This is a genomic window from Mesorhizobium sp. B2-4-1 (assembly GCF_006442185.1).
GTDB lineage: Bacteria > Pseudomonadota > Alphaproteobacteria > Rhizobiales > Rhizobiaceae > Mesorhizobium.
Genome location: NZ_VFVN01000016.1, coordinates 62,042 through 83,162 on the forward strand (window position 1 = coordinate 62,042; position 21,121 = coordinate 83,162).

A 21,121-nucleotide genomic window follows, 5' to 3' on the forward strand; every position below is an offset into this window, starting at 1 on the left:
GAACCTTTGCGATCATCGCCGTGATTCGAGGCGATAATGGCAAAGCAAAACGACCCCGATCTTTTCGGAAACACCGACCCGCAAGGCGACCTGTTCGGGGCGGTGCCGGTGCAGCCTACGTGGCAGCCCGACCCGGAAAAGGTGCGGCGGCGCCTGGAGCGCATTCTCGCCGAGGCTAGGGCGGCAGAGTCGATGCCGTGGGACTGGTCTAAGCAAAGCCTCTACCGGACAATCTTCCCGCAGATGGCTGGGCTGCTGCCTAGCGAGGAGGCGGCGCAGTATTGCTTTCAGTTCGAGCAGGAATGGGAGCGGCTTAAGGCGGCTTAAAGATAAGGCGTAGTCCGATAAGATCGAATCCGCGTCCGTGGACATGGCAAGAAATCAACTCGACCTTTTTGGCGCCGAAGAACAGTCCGAGCTCTTCGATGAAGACGCGCCGACCGTTTATTATCATGGCGATCCCGACCGGGTACGCGCGCGATTGCATAGGCTTATCGCCGAGGCACGCAATGCGGAAACGCTGCCGTGGGATCAGGACAGCACCCGGCTTTACCGAAAGATCGTGCCCCAGATGGTGCTTTGGCTGCCCGAAGAAGAAGCCGCGCAGTTGAAGTTCGAGTTCGAGGCCGAAATGGTGCGGCTGAAGGCGGCTTAGTCGGCGGGACAGCGCCCCCCTCTGGCCTGCCGGCCATCTCCCCCTCAGGTGGGGAGATCGGCCAAGCGCGACCGCCGGCGCCGCCCCTCATCCGCCCTTCGGGCACCTTCTCCCGTATAGTGACGGGGAGAAGGAAAGCGCTGCGCCTTTACGTGAAAGCCCCCGTGGCAGTGCTTGTATTTCTTGCCGGAACCGCAGGGGCAGGCTTCGTTGCGGCTGGCCTTGCCCCCTGGTGCGCAGCCTTGCCAGGAAGATACCGATCTCAATCATAATTTCTCCTCGCGACGCGTGAAAGGCCTGCCGGCGCGCCAGACCGGCAGGCGGTGCCGTCAGTCGGCCTTTTTCATGGCGTCGCATGAGACATTCGGGTTCATGTCGGCGAAGGCGCCGGTCGGGTTCTGCTTCCAGGCCCAGACATGAAGTTCGTAGAAGGGGCCGAGGCCGTAGCGGTTGGGGGCGCTGTCGAAGTTGAACAGCTGGCCTTCGAGCGACGCGGGACCCTTCGCGGTGATATATTCGACGGCCACCAGCTTCAGCTTGCCATCGGCCATCGGCTCGTACATCACGGCCTCCGGCTTGGCGAGGTCGACGGCATCATCCTTGAGATAGGCGCCGTTGACGTAGTGAATGCCCATCGCGCCGCCGGTGATGCCGCTGGCGCAGGGAATCGGCGCATAGCCCTCGGCGGTGGCCGCCGCGACATTCACGAAGCGGCCGTTGGCCGCCCGCACCTCGGCGGCCAGCCGATTGCCACTCTCCGCAGATGCGGCAGTGGCGGTGATCGCCATGATGGACAGCGCGGCAAGGCGCCAGAAATTGACGTTCATTTTATTCTCCATTGGTTGTTGGTGACGCGCAGGCGGCAGGACCGGCCTGTAAGGCCCTGCTGCCATGCCTGCGCGTTGGATCGTCAGTTGCGGGACGGGTCCGATCCGTTCCTCTCTAGCCGGGCGGCGGTCTCATTGATGCCACCACCAATATTCCCAGTAGTCCCGCCGCATCTCGTGCTCCGGCAGGCCGACGTCCCGCCTTAAATAATCGTCTTGCGGTGGCAGGCGCCTGCGCCGGCTTCGCAATGGCGCGAGCAGCGCGGAGACAATCCGCGATGCGAGACCACGCCGGGAGGGTGCATGGTCGAACGCCACGACGGCGGCTGCCGTTTCGGGAGGAAACAGCACGGAAAGCCGACACCCATCGCTGCCCAGGACGATCTCACGCTCATTGTTCCATCCTTGGTCCATAGGGTCAGCGATAAAAGTAAGGGTCCAGGACCCTCACCTCCGTGATCTTGTCCACCGGTAGCGAATTCTTCTGCGCCGTGCTGCGGATCGCCTCCGGCGAGGGGGCGTCGTAGATGCAGAAACTCTTGTTCCTGTCGGGCGACACGAAGGAGTGCAGCCAGGTGACCCCCTTCTCGGCGTTGCGCATGATGATGCCGCCGAGCGCCGTCGCGCCGACGTCGTTCGTCGGCACGTTGAGCCCGTCGGGGAATGTCCGTTCGATCAGATAGCGAGGCATGGAGTGGCTTCCTTTTGTGACTGATTCACGCTCGAAATGAGCGCGGTTGGAGAAAAATCACGATCGTCGAAAGCGCACATCGGAGCCTTTCCCCATATTGCGCGGGACGATTCCCTATGTTTTCGACGTTTGGTCTGGGAGCCACACTGCGGATACCGAAGCGGGGGTATTTTGGAGAAGGGTCGAGGGACGACGATACTTATGGGCCAGTGACGATGCTTCTGGAACGGCAGGCACAACTCGATCAGTTGGAGGAACTGCTCGCGGAGGCCGCGCGCGGTCGCGGCCGCGTGGCGGCATTGCTGGGCGAGGCCGGCGCCGGCAAGACGGCACTCGTCGAGGCGTTCGTAACCCGTGCCGGGCAGCACGTTTCCATATTCCGCAGCGCTTGCGAGGACCTGTCGATTCCCGATCCGCTGGGACCGCTCTATGATCTGGCCCGGGACGCGCAGTGGGCACTGCCCCGGGCAATCGACGACCGCCAAGGTCAGCGGCTGCCCCTGTTTTCAGACGCTCTCGAGGTTTTCGAGGCGAGGTCTCGGCCGGGTTTGCTGGTCATCGAGGATATGCACTGGGCCGACGACGCGACCCTGGATTTCGTCCGTTTCCTGGGCCGGCGCATCACCAACACGCATATGCTGGTGCTGTTCACGGCACGCAGCGACCGCAGCGAAGGGCAGATGCGCGCGCGCCGGGTGCTCGGCGAAATTCCAGCCGGCAACGTCCAGCGCATCGAAGTGCCACTGCTCAGCGAGGCGGCGGTGTTGTCGCTTGCCGAAGCAGCCAACCGCGACGGCAGCGCAATCTATCGCGCCACCGCGGGCAACGCCTTCTTCGTCACCGAATTGCTGGCTGCCGAAAGCGAGATGATCCCGCCGGCCAGCGTCCGCGACGCCGTGCTGGCGCGTGCCGAGCGCCTGTCGCCGGGAGCGCGCTCGATGCTCGACGCGGTGTCTGTGTTTCCACGCCGCGCCGATGCCTGGGCGCTGCGCGGCCTCTGTGGCGTCGCCAGCGCCGGCCAGCTGGCGGAATGTGTCTCGAATGGCTTGCTCGACGATCTCGGCGATGGCTACGCCTTCCGGCACGAGATCGCCCGTCGCGCCATCGAGATGGCGCTGACCTCGAGCCGTCGGCGCGAATTCAACCAACGCGCGCTTTCCGCACTGCAGGAAAACGCCGAGGTGACTACCGCAAGGCTTGTGCACCATGCGGTGGAGGCCCAGAATCTTGAGGCGGTGCGCGAGCTTGCCCCGCTCGCAGCGCGCGAGGCTTCCCGCGTCGGCGCGCATCGCGATGCCGCCGGCTACTACGAGGTCGCCTTGCGGCATGCCGACAGCCTGCCGATGAGCGACCGGGCGAGGCTTTACGAAGGATATGCGTTTGAATGCCATCTGATCGGCCGCATCGATGCGGCCATCGAGGCGCAGAGCCAGGCGCGCCGGCTACAGCAGGCGCTGGGCGACACGCTCAGGGAGGGCGACAGCCTCAGATGCCTGTCGCGCTTCGCCTATCTGGTGGGTGACCGCGAACAGGCGGACCTGTTCGGGGCCCAGGCAGTGGAACTGCTGGAACAGGCGCCTGCCAGTCCGGAGCTTGCCATGGCCTATTCCAATCTCTCGCAGCTGGCGATGCTGGCCGAGAAGCTCGATGAGACGCTGCTGCTTGGCGGCAAGGCAGTCGCTCTGGCCGAACGGTTGAACAAGCCGGAGATAATCTGCCACGCGCTCAACAATCTTGGCTCGGCCGAGCAGTGGCTTGACCTGGCCAAAGGCCGGCTTCACCTCGCCCGCAGCCTTGAAATCGCGCTCGTGCAGAATTTCCAGGAGCACGCGGCACGCGGCTTCACCAATTGCGCCTGCGCCGAAATGAACCAGCTCGATCTTGTGCGCGCGCAATCCTTTCTCGACCGCGGCATTGCCTATTGCGTTGAGAACGACCTCGCGACCTGGCGCGACTATATGCGGGGCGTGCAGGCGCAGCTGCTTTTGCGACGCGGCCTTTGGGACGATGCGGCGGCCATGGCTCTCGACGTCATCGACGATGCTGCAACGACAGCCCTGGTGCGTTACCCATCCCTGGTCGCGCTGGCGAAACTGCGCATAAGGCGAGGCGATCCGGCTGGGCCGGTGCTGGAGGAAATGAAGCGGTTCCTGGACAGGGGAATGGAGCTGCAGCGGCTGGTGCCTTACACGGCGTCGATGGCCGAACTGGCATGGCTTGGGCAAGGCGACGCCAGTGAGGCGCTTCGCCTGATCGAGCTGGCAGAAAGCCTGTCGCCGACGAGGGCGATGTTCGCCGAACTGGCCGTCTGGCGGCTGCTCTTGTCGCCTGAAAGCGACCCTGGCGATACGACCGGCATGGCGGAGCCCTATCGCCTGCTGCTCGCCGGCGATTGGCACGGTGCCGCGACGCTGTGGGCCCGGCTGGGTGCTCCGTTCGAGCAGGCGCTCGCCCTGCTGCGCGGCGACGAGCCGGCCCTGCGCCTGGCCCTGGATATATTCGAGGGGCTCGGTGCCCGGCCGGTCGCCCAGCACGTCCGCGCCGTCATGCGGCAGAATGGCGTCAATAACATTGCAAGGGGACCGCGGCAGAGCACGCGCGCCAATCAAGCTGGCCTGACGCTGCGCCAGATGCAGGTCCTGCAACTGATCGAACGCGGTTTTTCCAACAAGAGAATAGCCGAGCACCTGACCATCTCACCGAAGACCGTCGATCATCATGTCTCGGCGGTGCTGGGCAAGCTGGACGCCATTTCGCGTGGCGAGGCGACCGCCGCCGCGCGCGATTCCGGGCTGATCTGAGCACGTAGGAATCGCGCCCGGATCAGAAATCCGGGAATGTGAGCCCTGCAGGTTTTCCTTACGCGAAAGCGCCGTGGCAGTGCTTGTATTTCTTGCCGGAGCCGCAGGGGCACGCTTCGTTGCGGCCGACCTTGCCCCAGGTGGCGGGGTTGTTGGGGTCGCGGTCTTCGGGGGCGACGATGGCGTTGCTTTCCTGGCGCACCAGAAGGGCGGTTTCGCCGCCTTCGAAATCGTTCTCGCCGGTGGTACCGTCAATATGCGTGCCGAACATGTCGGGGGCTTCCGGCGGCGGGGCCTCGGCAGCCTGGCGGACCAGTTCGACGCGCATCAGCTGCGCGGTGACGGCCTGGCGCAGATTGCCCAGCATCGCCTGGAACAGCTCGAACGCCTCGCTCTTGTATTCCTGCAAAGGATCGCGCTGGGCGTAGCCGCGGAAGCCGACAACCGAACGCAGATGGTCGAGATTGACGATGTGCTCGCGCCACAGATGGTCGAGCGTCTGCAGCACCACGGAGCGCTCGACATAGGTCATCACCTCGGGCCCGAAGCGCTCGGCGCGCTCCTTGGCGGCGGCGTCGGCGGCTTGCGTGATGCGCTCGCGAATGTCGTCCTCGGCGATGCCTTCTTCCTTGACCCATTCCTCAATCGGCAGGTCGAGATTGAGGAACTCGGCGACCTCGGCCTTCAACCCGGCGACATCCCACTGCTCGGCATAGGCGTTCTCGGGAATGGCCTTGGCAACGATCTCGTCGATAACGCCTTCGCGCATCTCGGCAATGGTCTCCGACAGGCCTTCGCCGTCCATCAGCTCGATGCGCTGTTCGAACACGACCTTGCGCTGGTCGTTGGAAACGTCGTCATATTTCAGAAGATTCTTGCGGATGTCGAAGTTGCGCGCCTCGACCTTCTTCTGCGCCTTTTCCAGCGCCTTGTTGATCCAGGGATGGATGATGGCCTCGTCTTCCTTGAGGCCGAGCTTCTGCAACATGCCGTCCATGCGCTCGGAGCCGAAGATGCGCATCAGATCGTCCTGCAGCGACAGGAAGAATTTCGAGCGGCCGGGGTCGCCCTGGCGGCCGGAGCGGCCACGAAGCTGGTTGTCGATGCGGCGTGACTCGTGGCGCTCGGTGGCGAGCACGTAGAGGCCGCCGGCAGCCAGCGCCTTTTCCTTCAGGCGCTCGACGTCGGCATAGATTTCCTTTTCCCGCGCCTCGCGCTCGGGCCCTTCAGGCATGTCGCCCAGTTCCTCGGCGATGCGCATCTCGGCATTGCCGCCGAGCTTGATGTCGGTGCCGCGGCCGGCCATGTTGGTGGCGATGGTGATGGCGCCGGGCTTGCCCGCCTGGGCGACGATCGCCGCCTCGCGCTCGTGATGGCGGGCGTTCAGCACCTCGAAATCCTTAAAACCTTCCTTGCGCAGCCGCTCGGCCAGTTGCTCGGACTTCTCGATCGAGGTGGTGCCGACCAGCGTCGGCTGGCCCTTGGCGCTGGCTTCGCGGATCTCCTTGACGATCGCCTTGTATTTCTCCTCGACCGTCCGGTAGACCTCGTCGTCCTCGTCCTTGCGGATGACCGGCAGGTTGGTCGGGATCTCGGTGACTTCGAGGCCGTAGATGTTGCCGAATTCCTCGGCCTCGGTCAGCGCCGTGCCGGTCATGCCGGAGAGCTTCTTGTAGAGGCGGAAATAGTTCTGGAAGGTAACGGAGGCGAGCGTCTGGTTCTCCGGCTGGATCGCCACATGCTCCTTGGCTTCAAGCGCCTGGTGCAGGCCTTCCGAATAGCGGCGGCCGGGCATCATGCGGCCGGTGAACTCGTCGATAATGACGATCTCACCATTGCGCACGATATAGTCCTTGTCGCGCTGGAACAGGCGGTGCGCCTTCAGCGCATTGTTGACGTGATGGACGATGGCGACGTTCTCGACGTCATAGAGCGACTCGCCCTTCAAGAGGCCGGCGTCGCGCAGCAGGTTCTCGAGCTTCTCGGTGCCTTCCTCGGTGAAGATGGAGGTCTTCTGCTTCTCGTCGATCTCATAATCCTGCGGCTGCAGCTGGATGATGAAAGTGTCGATGGTGTTGTACATTTCCGAACGGTCCTCGAGGGGACCGGAAATGATCAGCGGGGTGCGCGCCTCGTCGACCAGGATGGAATCGACTTCGTCGACGATCGCGTAGTTGTGACCGCGCTGCACCATCTGGGCGCGCTCGTACTTCATGTTGTCGCGCAGATAGTCGAAGCCGAGTTCGTTGTTGGTGGCATAGGTGACGTCGGCGGCGTAGGCGACGCGGCGCTCCTCGTCGGACAGGCCATGGACGATGACGCCGACCGAGAGGCCGAGGAACTTGTAGACACGGCCCATCCATTCGGAGTCGCGGGTGGCGAGATAATCGTTGACGGTGACGACGTGGACGCCATTGCCGGCCAGTGCATTGAGATAAACGGGCAAGGTCGCGACCAGCGTCTTGCCCTCACCGGTGCGCATCTCGGCGATGCCGCCATTGTGCAGCACCATGCCGCCGATCAGCTGGACGTCGAAGGGGCGCATGCCGAGCACGCGGCGCGCCGCCTCGCGGGCGGTGGCGAAGGCCGGGATCAGCAGGTCCTCGAGGCTGGCGCCGTTGGCGATGTCTTGGCGGAACTTTTCCGTGCGGCCGGCGAGCTCTGCATCGGAGAGCGCCCGCATCTCGTTTTCCATGGCGTTGATCGCCTCGACACGGGGCCGGGTCGACTTGACCCTGCGGTCGTTGGAGGAGCCGAAAACCTTACGGGCGAGACCGCCGAGACTGACCATCCAATGGTCCTTTCGATAGAATTCTCAAACTGAGACGAGCGCCGGCCGGCCCCATCAAATCCACGTGAATGCGCCGCCTGTATACGGGCAACGCAAAAAGCGCCCGGAAAACGGTTCTGGACGCAAAGTCGTTGGACAGATAAGAGGGGGCTCAACTGATGTCAACGCCGCGCTGGCCCTGCCGGTCGCGCCAAATTCGGCCACAATCTGGCTGATCTGGAAGCCTCCCGTCCTTCACATCCTCATCGGAGTCATCTTAATGTCCTTGTTGTTCCGCCGTGCGTCGCTCGCCAGCCTCGGCCTGGCCGTCGGCCTGTCGGCTCTTTGCCTGTCGCCGCTGATGGCGCAGGAAACCGCACCAGCCCAGCCGGCACCACCAGCGGCACCGGCCGCACCGGTCGATCCGAATACAGTGGTTGCCACCGTCAACGGCCAACCCCTCACCGAAGCAGATCTCGTGCTTGCCGAAGGCGAGCTGTCGCAGCAGTTCGCGCAACTCCCGGCAGAGCAACGCCGCGCCGCGGCGCTTTCGGCCGCAATCGAGATCCGCGTCATGGCCGCCCAGGCCGTCTCGACCGGTCTTGACAAGGATCCCGATTTCCAGCGCCGCATGGCCTTCCTGCAGCAGCGCGCGCTGCATGGCGAGATGGTCGAGAAGGGCGTCGTCGACAAGGTCACCGACGCCGAGATCCGCGCCCGCTACGACCAGGAGATCGCCAACACGCCGCCGGTCAACGAGGTGCATGCCCGTCACATCCTCGTGAAGACGAAGGAAGAGGCCGAGGCGATTATCAAGCAACTCGACGGCGGCGCCGATTTCCAGAAGCTCGCCAACGAGCACACCTCGGATCCGAGCGGCAAGACCAGTGGCGGCGATCTCGGCTGGTTCGGACCTGGCCAGATGGTGCCGGAATTCGACAAGGCCGCTTTCGCGCTCGAGGTCGGCAAATACACCGAGCAGCCGGTGCAGTCGCAGTTCGGCTGGCATGTGATCAAGCTCGAGGACAAGCGCACCAAGCAGCCGCCGGCCTTCGACGACGTCAAGGACCAGGCCAAGCAGGCGGTCATCCGCGACAAGTATTTCGCGCTGGTCAAGTCGCTGCGCGCCGATGCCAAGGTCGAAATTCCCGACGCCAATTTGAAGAAGGCCGTCGATACGCTGGAAAGCGCCAAGTAAACCAGAACGGTCTCGAAAAAGGGGCGCGGTGGCCAAAGGGCGCCGCGCCCTTTTTTGCGTCAGTTCAGCCGTCGGGCCCCTCTATGCCTCGCAGGAGATAGCGGACCACCTTGCGTATCGTCGCCTCGTCTTCGTCGAGCCGGTTGGTCAGGAGCTGCCGCCACGCATAGGAGGCCACCAGGTCGGCGGCCACAGCCGGATCGACATCGGCCGCGACCTCGCCCCTTGCCTTGGCGCGCTCGATGATCTGGCCGGTGTGGGCCCGGCGCCCGCCGGTATAGCCGGCAAGGGCCGTGGCCGCCGTTTCGTCCGACTGCGCCTCGGCGATCAGCGACCTGAACACGCTGCCCGACGACGTCTCGCGCCAGTGCGCGAACAGGTTCTTGAGGAAGCCGACGAGATCCTCTTCCAGTCTTCCCGTATCGGGAACATCGACGTGTTTCTGGCGCTGGTAGACCTCCAGCAGCAGCGAGGCCTTGCTCGGCCACCAGCGATAGATGGTCGGCTTGCCGGCACGCGCCCGCCGCGCCACGGCCTCGATCGAGAAGCCGGCATAGCCGGCCTCGACCAACACCGCCTCGGCGGCATCGAGAATGGCTTCCGCGCTGTCGGGATTGCGCCGCGCACCAATGGATTTACGCGTCGTATCCGCCTCTTCGGCCATCCTGTCGCCCTCGCGTCGGTTAGGCCGGCAATATAAGTGATCCGACGATGGAACGAAACGGCCCGTTCTTGGCGGCTGACGCAGGAGACATTTTGCCTGCCATGTCCCCCCGCACGATGCGCAGGCCGCCATCGGTGCTGACCAACTCTGCCCGCGCTCCCGCGCCGAGTCGCAACGGCTCCCAGAAATACCAGGGCCAGGGTCAGAAGCTGCCCTCGGGAGAGATCGCAACCTGGGCAGGGCGGTGCCAGCGAACTGCAACGGAGCCGGCTGCGAACCGGTCAAGGCCAATTCCGGTTCTCACGCCGCCACCAAAACGCCTTGCGCGGGCGCGCCGTATCGGGCAAACCGGCGTTTCTCCGCCGATTTTTCCCGTCCGAGGTTCCATGTCCACGACGATTTCGCCGCTCGCGCCGAAGAAATACCCCAAGATGCCTGAGATCGAGGGGGTGCGCATCGCCACCGCCGAAGCGGGGATAAAATACAAGAACCGCACCGATCTCCTGGCCATGGTCTTCGAGCCCGGCACGGCGGTCGCCGGCGTGTTCACAAAGTCGAAATGCCCCTCGGCGCCAGTCGATTTCTGCCGGCAGAACCTTGCCGCGGGCAAGGCCCGGGTGCTCGTCGTCAATTCCGGCAACGCCAATGCCTTCACCGGCAAGAAGGGCCGGGACTCCACCGCGCTGACGGGCGAAGCGGCAGCCAAGGCTGCCGGCTGCACGCCAGGCGAGGTGTTCCTGGCCTCGACCGGCGTCATCGGCGAGCCGCTTGACACAACCAAGTTCAGCCACCTGCTGGCTGGTCTGGTCAGCAACGGCAAGCCCGACCTGTGGACCGAGGCGGCCAAGGCCATCATGACCACGGACACTTATCCGAAGGTGGCGACGCAGACCGTCAAGCTCGGCGAGACCGATGTCACCATCAACGGTATTTCCAAGGGCGCCGGCATGATCGCACCCGACATGGCCACGATGCTGTCCTTCGTCGCCACCGATGCGCCGATCGCCGCCCCCGTGCTGCAGGATCTGCTGTCGCGCGGCACGGCCAAGACCTTCAACGCGGTGACCGTCGACAGCGACACCTCGACCAGCGACACGCTGCTGCTCTTCGCCACCGGAAAGGCCGCCAAACGCGGCGCGCCGGAGATAACCGATCCCAAGGATGCCCGTCTGGGGGCGTTCCGCCGTGCGCTCGGCAAAGTGCTGAAGTCGCTGGCGCTGCAAGTGGTGCGCGACGGTGAGGGCGCCCGCAAGCAGGTCGAAGTCACCGTTACCGGCGCGAAATCGGCGCGCTCGGCCAAGCGCATCGCGCTCTCGATCGCCAATTCGCCGCTGGTCAAGACCGCGGTCGCCGGCGAGGACGCCAATTGGGGCCGCGTCGTCATGGCCGTCGGCAAGGCCGGCGAGCCGGCTGACCGCGACCGCCTGTCGATCTGGTTCGGCGACAACAGGCTGGCGCATGAGGGCGAGCGCGATCCGGCCTATTCGGAGGAAGCGACCTCGGCGTATATGAAGCGCGACGACATCCGCATCCGCGCCGATATAGGCATCGGCCGCGGCAAGGCGACGGTGTGGACCTGCGACCTCACCAAGGAATACGTCGCCATCAATGGCGACTACCGGAGCTGACGGACTTGGTTTCCAAACATCCGGCCAGCATGCTGGCGACAGTGCGCCGCTATGAGGCGGCCGGGTTCCGCGCCTGGCCCGCGGCGGCAGTCCATTATGACGGCACCTGGGTGGTGCGGCTGACGGCCGGACATCCGGCCAAGCGGCTGAATTCGGTCAATCCGCTCGATCCCGGCGACACCCAGCACATCGCCGACCGCATCGGCCGCGCCAGCCGCCGTTTCGATGCCTATGGCCGTCCGCTGACCTTCCGCATGTCGCCGTTATCGGGGCCGGATCTGGCCAGCCATCTCGACCGCGAGGGTTGGAGTCGGTTCGACGAATCGCTGGTGATGCGGCTGCCGCTGGCGGATGCGCAACTCGACGCCGCCATGGACCAGATCCCGTTGAAGGACATCAGCCGCTTCATCGGCGCGTCGCTCAAGGTCAGCGGCTCGGACGCGTCGCTGCGGCCAGGCCTGTCGGAGATCATCGGCGCCATCCAGCCCGAGGCCGGGCTGTTCGCGCTCGAGGCTGGAGCGGAACCACTGGCGACGCTGATCTGCGTCCATGACGGCGATCTCGCCGGCCTGTTCGAGGTCGCCACCGACAAGTCGGCACGCAACAAGGGCCACGGCCGCAACCTGATCCTGTCGGCGCTGAAATGGGCGCGGCTGCGCGGCGCGCGGGAAGCCTGGCTGCAGGTCGAGGCCGGCAATGTGCCGGCGCTGGCGCTCTATCATTCTCTCGGCTTCGACGAGGTCTATCGCTACCACTACCGCCGGCCGCCTGTTCATGGGTGAAATCGGGCATGAATGATGTGACGATCGCCGGCAAGCGCCTGCTCCTGGTCGCCGCCTGCGCCCTGGTCGACGCCGACGGGCGCGTGCTCCTGGCGCAGCGGCCCGAGGGCAAGCAGCTTGCCGGGCTCTGGGAGTTTCCCGGCGGCAAGGTCGAGCCCGGCGAGACGCCGGAGCAATGCCTTATCCGCGAGCTCTATGAGGAGATCGGCATCGAGACCGAGATCCCGTGCCTGGCACCGCTCACCTTCGCCAGTCATAGCTACGACGATTTCCATCTTTTGATGCCGCTTTTCATCTGCCGCCGCTTTCGCGGCATCGCCCAGCCGAAGGAGGGGCAGGCGCTGAAATGGGTGCGGCCCAGGCAGATGCGCGACTACCCGATGCCGCCGGCCGACGCTCCGCTGATCCCGTTCCTGATCGACCTCCTGTAGGCGAACAGAACCGCTAGCGGCCTGTGGCTGAGCGGAGCTGCGGGGCGCATAAACCAGCATTAATGGAAGATTTATCTCATCATGAAAAATTGATGCAAGGCTGCCTCGTCGCGGCCGTGCCGGCGATTTTCTGGGGAGCGACAGCATGAGCCTAGACAGGGATTGGGATTCGATCCGGCCCGACCGCAGTTTTCGCGCCGCGGATGCGGGCATGGGCGTGCTGCGCGTCACGCTGCTGTTCGGGTCGGCCGCGGTGGCGCTGGCCCTGATCGCAACGCCCTTCCTCGAGAGCCAGACGCGCTCGCAATCGGCTCGGAATTTTGCCAGCGGTCTCGACATGACTGCCACTGGTTCGATCACTCGTCGCGATACCTATACGGTGCGCCGCAGCGTGCTTCAGCCGCAGCCCGATTCGGTCTGCATCATCCGATCCGACGGCCGGACCAGCGGCGACTGCTGATCGGGTCCAAGACATTTTCAGAGGCGGCGGTTTCATCGCCTATTAAGCCTGTGCCGTTAACCTTTCTTAACAGGTCGGCGGTATGGTTCCGGCAAGAGGGATCGACGTGATGAAAACAGTGCTGCTGCGTTTCCTGAACGATGAAAAGGGCGCCACGGCCGTCGAATACGGCTTGATCGTCGCCGTACTGTCGCTGACGATCGTCGGCGGCATCAGCCAGGTCTTCAACGCGATCACCTGGCTGTTCAGCGACAATGGCAGCAGGCTTGCCAACGCTTTCGCACCCTGATCTGGCTGTCCGCGTCCGCGGACACTGTCATTGCCCCTTGGGCTGCTCCAACACAGTCTTCAGCGAGATCTTGGCCGAACCCGGCTTGAGCGGCTTTTGCTGCGATGCATCGGGCGCCCAGCCGGACATCCAGACCATCGAAAAGCTTGCGCGGATGCGGCCGTCGGGATCCGAAAACCGCTCGGCGTAGATTTGCGCGGCGCGGGCGAACAGCTGGCGTGTGCCCGGCCGCCGGCTGCGATCGGCAAGCGCGCTGGTTTCGCCCATGGCGCGCAAATCGGCCATCAGGTTGAAAAGACTGTCATAGCGCACCGTCACCGTCTCGACATCGGCGACCGGCAGAGCGAGGCCGGCGCGCTGCAGCAGCGCTCCCGCGTCGCGAACGTCGGTGAACGGAATGACGCGCGGGCTGGCGCCGCCGTGAAGCTCGGTCTCGGCCGCCAGCAGGCTTTCACGCAATTCGCCGAGCGTGCCGGCGCCGGCGAAGGCGCCGAGGAAAAGCCCGTCCGGACGCAGCGCACGGCGGATCTGCACCAGCATGCCGGGAATGTCGTTCATGGCCTGCAACGAAAGAAGCGACACCGCCAGGTCGAGGCTTTGCGGCTCGAAGGGCACGGTTTCCAGCGGCGCGACCATGCCGGCGGAATCGCCCAGGAAAGCCGCATCCGCCTCGACACGGACGATGTCCGCCACCTTGCCGCTCGCGGCGAGGATGTCGGCTGCGGCCGACGTCTGGCAAAACAGCACCGCTGCCTTGCTAAACCTGCGCTCCACGGCACCCAGCCGGTCGGCAAGATCGTCGGCACTGCGCCGCATCAGGAAGTCCGCGCCGCCGACCGGATGATCGAGCGCGCGCCGCTTGTGCGCCAGCCACAGTGAGGTGTCCATTATCGGCAGCAAACGGGCAGATCCTTTGTTTGTCCATTCCCCGATGGAGTTGATATAGTGGCGCACAGCACCCACCACGTGGCCGATCCCATGCCCAAGATCAAGCCTCTGGACATCAGGAACCTTGCACGGTCGGCGGCGAACTGGCCGGCGCGCATCCTGTTCCCGCCTGTCTGCGCCGGCTGCCGCAGGCATGTCTCGCAGCCCGGCGTTCTGTGCGGCGCCTGCTGGCCGAAGTTGCGCCTCCTGGAGCGGCCCTGGTGCCCGGTGATGGGCACGCCGTTCACCCACCATATGGGCGAGGGCTTTCTGTCCGCCGAGGCGATCGCCGATCCGCCGCCCTTCGAGCGGGCGCGGGCGGCCGTCGCGTATTCCGGCGTCGCCCGCCAGATGGTGCAGGGGCTGAAGTACCAGGATCGCACCGACCTGGCGCCGTGGATGGCGCGCTGGATGCTGCGCGCGGGCGCCGACCTCATTGCCGAGGCGGATGTGGTGGTGCCGGTGCCGCTGCACTGGCGCCGCTTCTTCAGGCGGCGGTTCAACCAGTCGGCGGAATTGGCGAGGGCGGTCTGCGAGCTCAGCGGCCTGTCTTTCGCACCCTCGGCCATGCGGCGTGTCAAGCTCACGCGCCAGCAGGTCGGGCTGGAGCGCAAGGACCGCGAGGAGAATGTGCGGGCCGCCTTTCGCGTGCCTGCCGAAGCGGAAATCGAGATCGCCGGCCGCCGCGTGCTTTTGATCGACGACGTCTACACCACGGGTGCCACGGTTCGCGCCGCCAGCAAGGCGCTGAAAAAAGCAGGGGCCGGCGCCGTCGATGTGCTGACCTTCGCACGCGTGCTGCCGGGGGACTTTCGGGCCGACGAGTCCACGACTATATAAGTCGGCAACAAACAGTGGAAATTCGTCATGGTCGACGTCACCATCTATACACGCATGATGTGCGGCTACTGCACGGCCGCCAAGCGGCTGCTCGAGCGCAAGGGCATCGCCTATACGGAGCATGACGCGTCGTTTTCACCGGAACTGCGCCAGGAGATGATTTCGCGCGCCCATGGCCGCACAACCTTTCCGCAGATTTTCGTCGGCGACACGCATGTCGGCGGCTGCGACGACCTCCACGAGCTGGAGGCGCAAGGCCGACTGGACAAGTTGCTCGCCAATGGCTCGACGAATTGAGGATATGACGATGGGTGTTTTCAAGGCGGCCGCGATCCAGATGCGTTCGGGGGAGAGGCCAGAGCGCAACGCAATCGAGCTCGAGCGCCTGGTGCGCGAGGCAGCCGGCCAGGGGGCCACCTACATCCAGACACCGGAAATGACCGGAGCGCTGGTGCGTGACAAGAAGGCCGCGTCTTTCACCTCAGAGGACAAGGACATCATCGTCGGGACCGCCCGCCGACTGGCCCGCGAACTTGGCGTCCACCTGCATATCGGCTCGACCGCCATCCTGCGCGCCGACGGCAAGCTCGCCAACCGGGCGCTGCTGTTCGGCCCGGACGGCGCCACGCTCGCCTCCTATGACAAGATCCATATGTTCGACGTCGATCTCGACAATGGCGAGAGCTGGCGCGAATCCGCGACCTACGAGCCCGGCACGGAGGCGGTCGTCACGACCATCGAAGGCGCCAAGCTGGGCTTTGCCGTCTGTTATGACCTGCGGTTTCCGCAACTGTTCCGCGCCGAGGCGCTAGCCGGCGCCGACCTGCTTTCCGTGCCCGCCGCCTTCACCCGCCAAACCGGCGAGGCGCATTGGCACGTGCTGCTCAGGGCCCGCGCCATCGAGAACGGCGCCTATGTCGTGGCCGCTGCGCAAGGCGGCCTTCACGAGGACGGCCGCGAAACCTATGGCCATTCGCTGATCGTCGATCCGTGGGGCCGCGTCATCGCGGAGGCGGCGCACAATGAGCCGGCGGTGATCGTCGCCGAGATCGACCCGGCGCAGTCGCTGGCGGCGCGCAAGAAGATCCCCAATCTGAAAAATGCGCGGGATTTCGCTGTCAATGCCGGTTCGTCCGAGACATCGCGTCTCAGGGGAGCGGCCTCTTGATCCGCTTCTCCCTGATCTGCGAAAACGAGCACGAGTTCGAGGGCTGGTTCCGCAGCAATGACGATTTCGACACGCAAAAGAAGCGTGGCTTCGTCGATTGCCCGAGCTGCGGCTCGCACAAGGTGGAGAAAGCCCTGATGGCGCCGGCCGTGTCGACGGCGCGCAAGCAGGAAACGATAGCGCTCGCCATGGGCGAGGCGCAGAAGCAGGCGCTGGCGCAACTGAAGGCAATGGCCGAGAAGGTTCGCGAGAATGCCGATTACGTCGGCGACAAATTCGCCGAGGAAGCGCGCAAGATCCATTTCGGCGAGACCGACCCGCGCGGCATCTATGGCGAGGCGACGCTGGAGGAGGCCAAGAGCCTGGCCGAGGACGGCGTCGAGTTCATGCCGATCCCGGTGTTTCCGGAGGATCGGAACTGAGCGGTCAGCTTACGCTGCCGATCAATTTTTCAAGCAGGCGCGAAAGCGTTTCCCGTTCGGCTTGCGTCAGGCCGGAAAGAATCTCGTGCTCGTTGGCGACGTGGGCAGCAATGGCCTCGTCGATCAAAGCGAGGCCTTTTTCAGTCAGCCGCACGACGATGCCGCGCCGGTCGTTGGGATGCGGACCACGCACGATCAACCCTGAGGTTTCGAGCCGGTCGAGCCGGTTGGTCATGGCGCCCGAGGTCACCATCGTCGCCTCGTAAAGGGCGGTCGGGGTCAGCGCGTAGGGCGCGCCCGAGCGGCGCAACGTGGCCAGCACGTCGAATTCGCCGGCCTGCAATCCATAGCGCGCAAACAACGGCGCGAGGCGCTCGCGGGCAATCAGCGAGGATGCTTCATTCAACCGCCCGATCACGCCCATCGGCGAGACGTCAAGGTCCGGCCTCTCCCTGTTCCATTGTTCGATCGCCTTTGCCGCCCTGTCCATCTATTCTGCCATGTATCTTGACGTTAAGAATCTTTTCGTTATCTTATCGGAAAATGAAGTGGCGGCCAAGTGCCGGCGACGATGACGAGGACCATCAGATGAAATTTCTCTGGGATTCGGCGCTTGGCCTGCTGGTCGTGACGGGCGCCCTGCTTGGCCTGACGCTGCCGTTCGGCAAGCTTGCGACCGCCGCCGGCGTTCCGGCCATGGTCTGGGCCTTCGTCATCTCGCTCGGTGCCGGCGGCGTGCTGTTGCTGGCTCTCCTGCTGCGTGGCGAGCGCATCAAGCTTACGGCGCGCAAGCTGCGCTATTTCTTCGTCACGGCGGCGGTGTCCTATGCCTTTCCCAACCTCTTGATGTTTTCGGCCATCCCGCATCTCGGCGCGGGATATACGGGCATCATGTTCACGCTATCGCCGGTGATCACGCTCGTGTTCTCGATCTTGCTTGGCGTTCGGCGCCCCAACCTGCTCGGCGTCATCGGCATTGCGGTCGGCTTCATCGGTGCGGTCATGGTCGCGCTTACACGCGGCGAAGCTGGCCAACCGGCCGATTATTTCTGGGTAACGATCGGGTTGTTGATCCCGGTCAGCCTTGCCGCGGGCAACATCTACCGCACCGTCGACTGGCCCGAAGGAACCGGCCCGATCGAGCTTGCCGTGGGCAGCCATCTGGCGTCGGCGACCTTGCTTCTCCTCGGCATCCTGACGCTTTTCGGCTGGCAAGCGTTTGTTCCGCTGGGCGCGGTACCGCCTGTGGTCGTCGCGCAGATGGCGTCGGCTTCGGCAATGTTTGCCTTCTTCTTCCGGCTGCAGGCGGTGGGCGGCCCGGTCTATCTCAGCCAGATCGGCTATGTGGCGGCGGCCGTCGGGCTGTTCGCGGGCACGATCTTCCTCGGCGAGCACTATCAGCTGCTGACCTGGGCAGGCGCTGTCATCATCACGGCCGGCGTGTTCATCACCACCAAGGCGCAAAGCGGGACCAGCGCGAGGGCGCAGAGTCAGGCGGTGTGAGCCGGTTCAGACCGTGCCCTTTTCCGCCAGCACCATGTAGTTGACGTCCATGTCTTTCGACCGCTGCCAGCGGTCGGCGAGCGGGTGGTAGACGACGCCGGTGCGGTCGATGACGGTCAGGCCGGCGCCGCCGAGCGCCTTTTCCAGCTCTTCCGGGCGCACCAGCTTGCCGAACTGATGAGTGCCGCGCGGCAGCCAGCGCAGCACATATTCGGCGCCGATGATGGCCAGCCCTAGCGCCTTCAGCGTGCGGTTGATCGTGGCCACGAACATGATGCCGCCGGGCTTGACCATCTCGCCGCATTTGGCGACGAACAGGTCGATGTCGGCGACATGCTCGACCACTTCCATATTGAGGATAACGTCGAATTTTTCGCCGGCGTCGGCCAGGTCCTCGGCCGTGGTGGCGCGGTAGTCGATCGGCACGCCGACTTCGGCGGCGTGCAATTTGGCCACTTCGATATTAGTGGCGGAAGCATCGGCGCCGACCACTTCGGCGCCAAGCCGCGCCATCGGCTCGCACAGCAGGCCGCCGCCGCAACCGATGTCGAGAAAGCGCAGGCCCTCGAATGGCCGTGCCGCGCGCGGATCGCGGCCGAAGCGCGTTGCCACCTGGTCGCGTATGTAGGCAAGCCGGATGGGGTTGAACTTGTGCAGCGGCCGGAACTTGCCGTTTGGGTTCCACCATTCGGCGGCAAGGGCGGAAAAGCGCTCCACTTCTCCGGCATCGATCGTCGATCGTCGGGGCTCTGGCATCGATTGGTCTCCTCGGACGCTAGCAAGTCGGGCGTGGGGGAGGGAAAGTCAAGGCTGCATTTTCGCCTGCTGACAGTGCGAGGCCGGCACCGCCGACAAGCGCCCTGCATTGCCGGCGGCGCTCTGTCAGGACGTGTCAGCTCAGGGCATCTCGGCCGAAACAAAATCGCGGCGGTGTGCGAAAAAGGGAAGATCGTGTTGAAAAAAGGAGATGGCCGTGGCTCAGACCGCATCGATCCTTTAGCGCAGGCTCGACTTTGAAGGTCACGATTCCTGCATGCTCTCGCAGCGGCCCGGCGGGCACCGCCTGAAGGGGCAGGCCATCTTCCTGCAAGACGACAGGCCGTGTTGCATCGCCTACGAGGTGGATTGCGATGCCGGCTGGCACACGCGCTCGGCACGGGTCGAGGGCTTTCTCGGCCCGCAAGAGCTTTCCCTGGGGATCGAACGCCGCGCCGACGGCTCCTGGGCGCTGAATGGCGAGCCGCAGCCGGAGGTGGCCGGCCTGATCGACGTCGATCTCGGCTTCACGCCGGCTTCGAACCTCCTGGCGATCCGCCGGTTCGCGCTCGCCGTCGGCGAGGCGACGCCGGCACCGGCCGCCTATCTGGCCTTTCCCGAGCTCAGAATGATGCGGCTCGAGCAGACCTATCGGCGCCTCGACGCGGCCCGCTACGCCTATGCCGCGCCGGCATTCGGCTATGAGGCGGTTCTGGAGGTCTCTCCACTCGGCTTCGTGCTCGACTATCCACATTTGTGGAAAAGCATCGTGCGCCTGGGCTGACGCCCGTCGCCGTGTGAGCCTTGCCGGTTGGGCCCTGCGCAAAATGAAGTTACCGTTCAGCCCGCGCGGCGCTCTTCTTATGAGCCGTCGCTTGCGAAGCCTGGATGTTTTGGCTAAGGAGGCCGCGCATTCAGCGGCCGGCGCCAGCCGGGCGCTTTCCTCGGTTTTTCGGCGCAGAGCCGGCTTCAGTCAAAGGCATTTCGCTTCCATGGCGCGCATCGTGATGAAATTCGGCGGAACCTCCGTCGCCGACATCGCCCGCATCCGCAATGTGGCGCGTCACGTAAAACGGGAGGTCGATGCCGGTCACGAGGTGGCGGTGGTGGTCTCGGCGATGGCCGGCAAGACCAACGAACTGGTCGGCTGGACGCGCGAGGCCTCGCCGATGCACGACGCGCGCGAATATGATGCCGTCGTCGCGTCCGGCGAGCAGGTGACGGCAGGCCTCCTGGCGATCACCTTGCAGAACATGGGCGTGCACGCCCGCTCCTGGCAGGGCTGGCAGATCCCGATCAAGACCGACAACGCGCATGGCGCGGCACGCATCCTCGACATCGACGGCGCTTTCCTGGTCAAACGCTTCGGCGAGGGCCAGGTGGCCGTCATCGCAGGTTTCCAGGGCATCGGACCGGACAACCGCATCGCAACGCTTGGTCGTGGCGGCTCCGACACCAGCGCGGTGGCGATCGCGGCCTCCGTCAAAGCCGACCGCTGCGACATCTATACCGACGTCGACGGCGTCTACACCACCGATCCGCGCATCGAGCCGAAGGCGCGGCGGCTGGCCAAGATATCGTTCGAGGAAATGCTTGAAATGGCCTCGCTCGGCGCCAAGGTTCTGCAGGTGCGTTCGGTCGAGCTTGCCATGGTGCACAGGGTGCGTACCTTCGTGCGGTCGTCCTTCGACGATCCCGACGCGCCCGGAATGGGGGATTTGCTCAATCCGCCCGGAACGCTTATTTGCGACGAGGAAGAGATCGTGGAACAGCAGGTCGTCACCGGAATTGCCTATGCCAAGGACGAGGCGCAGATTTCGCTGCGCCGTGTCGGCGACCGGCCGGGCGTTGCCGCCGGCATCTTCGGGCCGCTGGCCGAGGCCAACATCAACGTAGACATGATCGTCCAGAACATTTCCGAGGACGGCAAGCTTACCGACATGACCTTCACGGTGCCCTCCGGAGACGTGGACAAAGCGCTGGCCGTGCTCGACCGGCTGAAGGCCGATGTCGGCTACGACGTCGTGCAGTCGGAAGCCGGCATGTCGAAGGTCTCGGTCATCGGCATCGGCATGAGAAGCCATGCCGGCGTTGCCGCCACCGCCTTCAAGGCGCTGGCCGACAAGGCGATCAACATCCGCGCCATCACCACCTCCGAGATCAAGATTTCGATACTGATCGACGGTCCTTACACGGAACTCGCGGTTCGCACTTTGCATTCCGTCTACGGTCTGGATAAGCAGTAGCAGACTGAATCAGTTGTTGCGTGCGTGCCGGCGGCGGCCGAAACTGCGCCGGCAAGAAGCCTA

General features: G+C 64.7%; 22 protein-coding genes and 1 pseudogene. 16 read left to right on the plus strand and 7 right to left on the minus strand.

The features are described 5' to 3' along the window. The first annotated feature begins 36 nt into the window (after positions 1-36). Together FJ949_RS28035 and FJ949_RS28040 are read left to right on the plus strand one after the other, a co-directional pair. Positions 37-327: a hypothetical protein gene (locus tag FJ949_RS28035; protein ID WP_140500904.1), complete on the plus strand. Its 291-nt coding sequence runs from the start codon at positions 37-39 to the stop codon at positions 325-327. Between the two features lie 43 nt (positions 328-370). Continuing rightward, positions 371-655 carry a hypothetical protein gene (locus FJ949_RS28040; RefSeq protein WP_140500905.1) on the plus strand — a complete coding sequence of 95 codons (285 nt, stop codon included), beginning with the start codon at positions 371-373 and terminating at the stop codon, positions 653-655. Positions 656-984: 329 nt separating this feature from the next. Here FJ949_RS28040 and FJ949_RS28050 read toward each other — a convergent pair whose 3' ends face one another. Together FJ949_RS28050 and FJ949_RS28060 are read right to left on the minus strand one after the other, a co-directional pair. Further along, on the minus strand, positions 985-1,482 hold the full coding sequence (locus FJ949_RS28050) for a hypothetical protein (protein WP_140500907.1): 498 nt from the start codon (positions 1,480-1,482) through the stop codon (positions 985-987). A 418-nt stretch (positions 1,483-1,900) separates the two neighbouring features. Next, positions 1,901-2,173 (minus strand): DUF4242 domain-containing protein, encoded by a 273-nt coding sequence (locus FJ949_RS28060; RefSeq protein WP_140500909.1) that lies wholly within the window; start codon positions 2,171-2,173, stop codon positions 1,901-1,903. Between the two features lie 215 nt (positions 2,174-2,388). Here FJ949_RS28060 and FJ949_RS28065 point away from each other — a divergent pair, with 215 nt between their 5' ends. Continuing rightward, entirely contained in the window at positions 2,389-4,974 is a 2,586-nt protein-coding gene (locus tag FJ949_RS28065) for an AAA family ATPase (protein ID WP_140500959.1), read from the plus strand. 58 nt (positions 4,975-5,032) lie between these two features. On the opposite strand, the gene secA is transcribed toward FJ949_RS28065, so the two are convergent. Next, positions 5,033-7,765: a preprotein translocase subunit SecA gene (gene secA / locus FJ949_RS28070; protein WP_140500910.1), complete on the minus strand. Its 2,733-nt coding sequence runs from the start codon at positions 7,763-7,765 to the stop codon at positions 5,033-5,035. A 259-nt stretch (positions 7,766-8,024) separates the two neighbouring features. Between secA and FJ949_RS28075 the strand changes: the two genes are divergently transcribed. Then, positions 8,025-8,942 (plus strand): peptidylprolyl isomerase, encoded by a 918-nt coding sequence (locus FJ949_RS28075; protein WP_140500911.1) that lies wholly within the window; start codon positions 8,025-8,027, stop codon positions 8,940-8,942. 64 nt (positions 8,943-9,006) lie between these two features. Here the strand turns inward: FJ949_RS28075 and FJ949_RS28080 are convergent, their stop codons facing one another. After that, positions 9,007-9,606, minus strand: coding sequence for a TetR/AcrR family transcriptional regulator (locus FJ949_RS28080; protein WP_140500912.1), 600 nt, complete (start codon positions 9,604-9,606; stop codon positions 9,007-9,009). Between the two features lie 386 nt (positions 9,607-9,992). Between FJ949_RS28080 and argJ the strand changes: the two genes are divergently transcribed. From argJ to FJ949_RS28105, 5 genes are all read left to right on the plus strand, one after another. Continuing rightward, on the plus strand, positions 9,993-11,234 hold the full coding sequence (gene argJ / locus FJ949_RS28085; RefSeq protein WP_140500913.1) for a bifunctional glutamate N-acetyltransferase/amino-acid acetyltransferase ArgJ: 1,242 nt from the start codon (positions 9,993-9,995) through the stop codon (positions 11,232-11,234). 29 nt (positions 11,235-11,263) lie between these two features. After that, positions 11,264-12,016 carry a GNAT family N-acetyltransferase gene (locus tag FJ949_RS28090; protein WP_140500961.1) on the plus strand — a complete coding sequence of 251 codons (753 nt, stop codon included), beginning with the start codon at positions 11,264-11,266 and terminating at the stop codon, positions 12,014-12,016. 8 nt (positions 12,017-12,024) lie between these two features. Continuing rightward, complete coding sequence (locus tag FJ949_RS28095) at positions 12,025-12,447, plus strand: (deoxy)nucleoside triphosphate pyrophosphohydrolase (RefSeq protein ID WP_140500914.1); 423 nt, start codon at positions 12,025-12,027, stop codon at positions 12,445-12,447. A gap of 145 nt (positions 12,448-12,592) precedes the next feature. Beyond that, positions 12,593-12,907, plus strand: coding sequence for a hypothetical protein (locus tag FJ949_RS28100; protein WP_140500915.1), 315 nt, complete (start codon positions 12,593-12,595; stop codon positions 12,905-12,907). Positions 12,908-13,016: 109 nt separating this feature from the next. Further along, positions 13,017-13,196, plus strand: a complete 180-nt coding sequence (locus FJ949_RS28105) for a Flp family type IVb pilin (RefSeq protein WP_140500916.1) — start codon at positions 13,017-13,019, stop codon at positions 13,194-13,196. Positions 13,197-13,223: 27 nt separating this feature from the next. Here FJ949_RS28105 and FJ949_RS28110 read toward each other — a convergent pair whose 3' ends face one another. Then, positions 13,224-14,096, minus strand: coding sequence for a methyltransferase domain-containing protein (locus FJ949_RS28110; protein ID WP_140500917.1), 873 nt, complete (start codon positions 14,094-14,096; stop codon positions 13,224-13,226). A gap of 66 nt (positions 14,097-14,162) precedes the next feature. Between FJ949_RS28110 and FJ949_RS28115 the strand changes: the two genes are divergently transcribed. Genes FJ949_RS28115 through FJ949_RS28130 form a run of 4 tightly spaced genes read left to right on the plus strand, consistent with a single transcriptional unit; the run spans position 14,163 to position 16,553 of the window. Next, on the plus strand, positions 14,163-14,963 hold the full coding sequence (locus FJ949_RS28115) for a ComF family protein (protein ID WP_140500963.1): 801 nt from the start codon (positions 14,163-14,165) through the stop codon (positions 14,961-14,963). 27 nt (positions 14,964-14,990) lie between these two features. Beyond that, positions 14,991-15,260 (plus strand): glutaredoxin 3, encoded by a 270-nt coding sequence (gene grxC, locus FJ949_RS28120; RefSeq protein ID WP_140500918.1) that lies wholly within the window; start codon positions 14,991-14,993, stop codon positions 15,258-15,260. Between the two features lie 10 nt (positions 15,261-15,270). After that, positions 15,271-16,131 carry a carbon-nitrogen hydrolase family protein gene (locus FJ949_RS28125; protein ID WP_140500919.1) on the plus strand — a complete coding sequence of 287 codons (861 nt, stop codon included), beginning with the start codon at positions 15,271-15,273 and terminating at the stop codon, positions 16,129-16,131. Further along, a complete protein-coding gene (locus tag FJ949_RS28130; RefSeq protein WP_140500920.1) occupies positions 16,128-16,553 on the plus strand; it encodes a DUF1178 family protein in 426 nt (141 codons plus the stop codon). Before FJ949_RS28125 ends, FJ949_RS28130 begins: the two co-directional genes overlap by 4 nt. Positions 16,554-16,557: 4 nt before the next feature. On the opposite strand, the gene FJ949_RS28135 is transcribed toward FJ949_RS28130, so the two are convergent. After that, a complete protein-coding gene (locus FJ949_RS28135; RefSeq protein WP_140500921.1) occupies positions 16,558-17,043 on the minus strand; it encodes a MarR family transcriptional regulator in 486 nt (161 codons plus the stop codon). A gap of 98 nt (positions 17,044-17,141) precedes the next feature. On the opposite strand from FJ949_RS28135, the gene FJ949_RS28140 reads away from it, so the two are divergent. Beyond that, positions 17,142-18,056 (plus strand): DMT family transporter, encoded by a 915-nt coding sequence (locus tag FJ949_RS28140; RefSeq protein ID WP_140500922.1) that lies wholly within the window; start codon positions 17,142-17,144, stop codon positions 18,054-18,056. Between the two features lie 6 nt (positions 18,057-18,062). On the opposite strand, the gene ubiG is transcribed toward FJ949_RS28140, so the two are convergent. Next, positions 18,063-18,812, minus strand: a complete 750-nt coding sequence (gene ubiG / locus FJ949_RS28145) for a bifunctional 2-polyprenyl-6-hydroxyphenol methylase/3-demethylubiquinol 3-O-methyltransferase UbiG (protein ID WP_140500923.1) — start codon at positions 18,810-18,812, stop codon at positions 18,063-18,065. A gap of 256 nt (positions 18,813-19,068) precedes the next feature. On the opposite strand from ubiG, the pseudogene FJ949_RS28150 reads away from it, so the two are divergent. After that, positions 19,069-19,596 (plus strand): annotated as a pseudogene (locus tag FJ949_RS28150) (putative glycolipid-binding domain-containing protein); the annotation flags it as partial. A gap of 208 nt (positions 19,597-19,804) precedes the next feature. Continuing rightward, positions 19,805-21,058, plus strand: coding sequence for an aspartate kinase (locus FJ949_RS28155; protein WP_140500924.1), 1,254 nt, complete (start codon positions 19,805-19,807; stop codon positions 21,056-21,058). Positions 21,059-21,121: the final 63 nt, after the last annotated feature.

Bases quoted from the DNA above. Each gene is read 5' to 3' on its own strand.
- FJ949_RS28035 (WP_140500904.1), top strand. From the start codon at position 37: ATGGCAAAGCAAAACGACCCCGATCTTTTCGGAAACACCGACCCGCAA.
- FJ949_RS28040 (WP_140500905.1), top strand. From the start codon at position 371: ATGGCAAGAAATCAACTCGACCTTTTTGGCGCCGAAGAACAGTCCGAG.
- FJ949_RS28050 (WP_140500907.1), bottom strand. From the start codon at position 1,482: ATGAACGTCAATTTCTGGCGCCTTGCCGCGCTGTCCATCATGGCGATC.
- FJ949_RS28060 (WP_140500909.1), bottom strand. From the start codon at position 2,173: ATGCCTCGCTATCTGATCGAACGGACATTCCCCGACGGGCTCAACGTG.
- FJ949_RS28065 (WP_140500959.1), top strand. From the start codon at position 2,389: ATGCTTCTGGAACGGCAGGCACAACTCGATCAGTTGGAGGAACTGCTC.
- secA (WP_140500910.1), bottom strand. From the start codon at position 7,765: ATGGTCAGTCTCGGCGGTCTCGCCCGTAAGGTTTTCGGCTCCTCCAAC.
- FJ949_RS28075 (WP_140500911.1), top strand. From the start codon at position 8,025: ATGTCCTTGTTGTTCCGCCGTGCGTCGCTCGCCAGCCTCGGCCTGGCC.
- FJ949_RS28080 (WP_140500912.1), bottom strand. From the start codon at position 9,606: ATGGCCGAAGAGGCGGATACGACGCGTAAATCCATTGGTGCGCGGCGC.
- argJ (WP_140500913.1), top strand. From the start codon at position 9,993: ATGTCCACGACGATTTCGCCGCTCGCGCCGAAGAAATACCCCAAGATG.
- FJ949_RS28090 (WP_140500961.1), top strand. From the start codon at position 11,264: ATGCTGGCGACAGTGCGCCGCTATGAGGCGGCCGGGTTCCGCGCCTGG.
- FJ949_RS28095 (WP_140500914.1), top strand. From the start codon at position 12,025: ATGAATGATGTGACGATCGCCGGCAAGCGCCTGCTCCTGGTCGCCGCC.
- FJ949_RS28100 (WP_140500915.1), top strand. From the start codon at position 12,593: ATGAGCCTAGACAGGGATTGGGATTCGATCCGGCCCGACCGCAGTTTT.
- FJ949_RS28105 (WP_140500916.1), top strand. From the start codon at position 13,017: ATGAAAACAGTGCTGCTGCGTTTCCTGAACGATGAAAAGGGCGCCACG.
- grxC (WP_140500918.1), top strand. From the start codon at position 14,991: ATGGTCGACGTCACCATCTATACACGCATGATGTGCGGCTACTGCACG.
- FJ949_RS28125 (WP_140500919.1), top strand. From the start codon at position 15,271: ATGGGTGTTTTCAAGGCGGCCGCGATCCAGATGCGTTCGGGGGAGAGG.
- FJ949_RS28135 (WP_140500921.1), bottom strand. From the start codon at position 17,043: ATGGACAGGGCGGCAAAGGCGATCGAACAATGGAACAGGGAGAGGCCG.
- FJ949_RS28140 (WP_140500922.1), top strand. From the start codon at position 17,142: ATGAAATTTCTCTGGGATTCGGCGCTTGGCCTGCTGGTCGTGACGGGC.
- ubiG (WP_140500923.1), bottom strand. From the start codon at position 18,812: ATGCCAGAGCCCCGACGATCGACGATCGATGCCGGAGAAGTGGAGCGC.
- FJ949_RS28155 (WP_140500924.1), top strand. From the start codon at position 19,805: ATGGCGCGCATCGTGATGAAATTCGGCGGAACCTCCGTCGCCGACATC.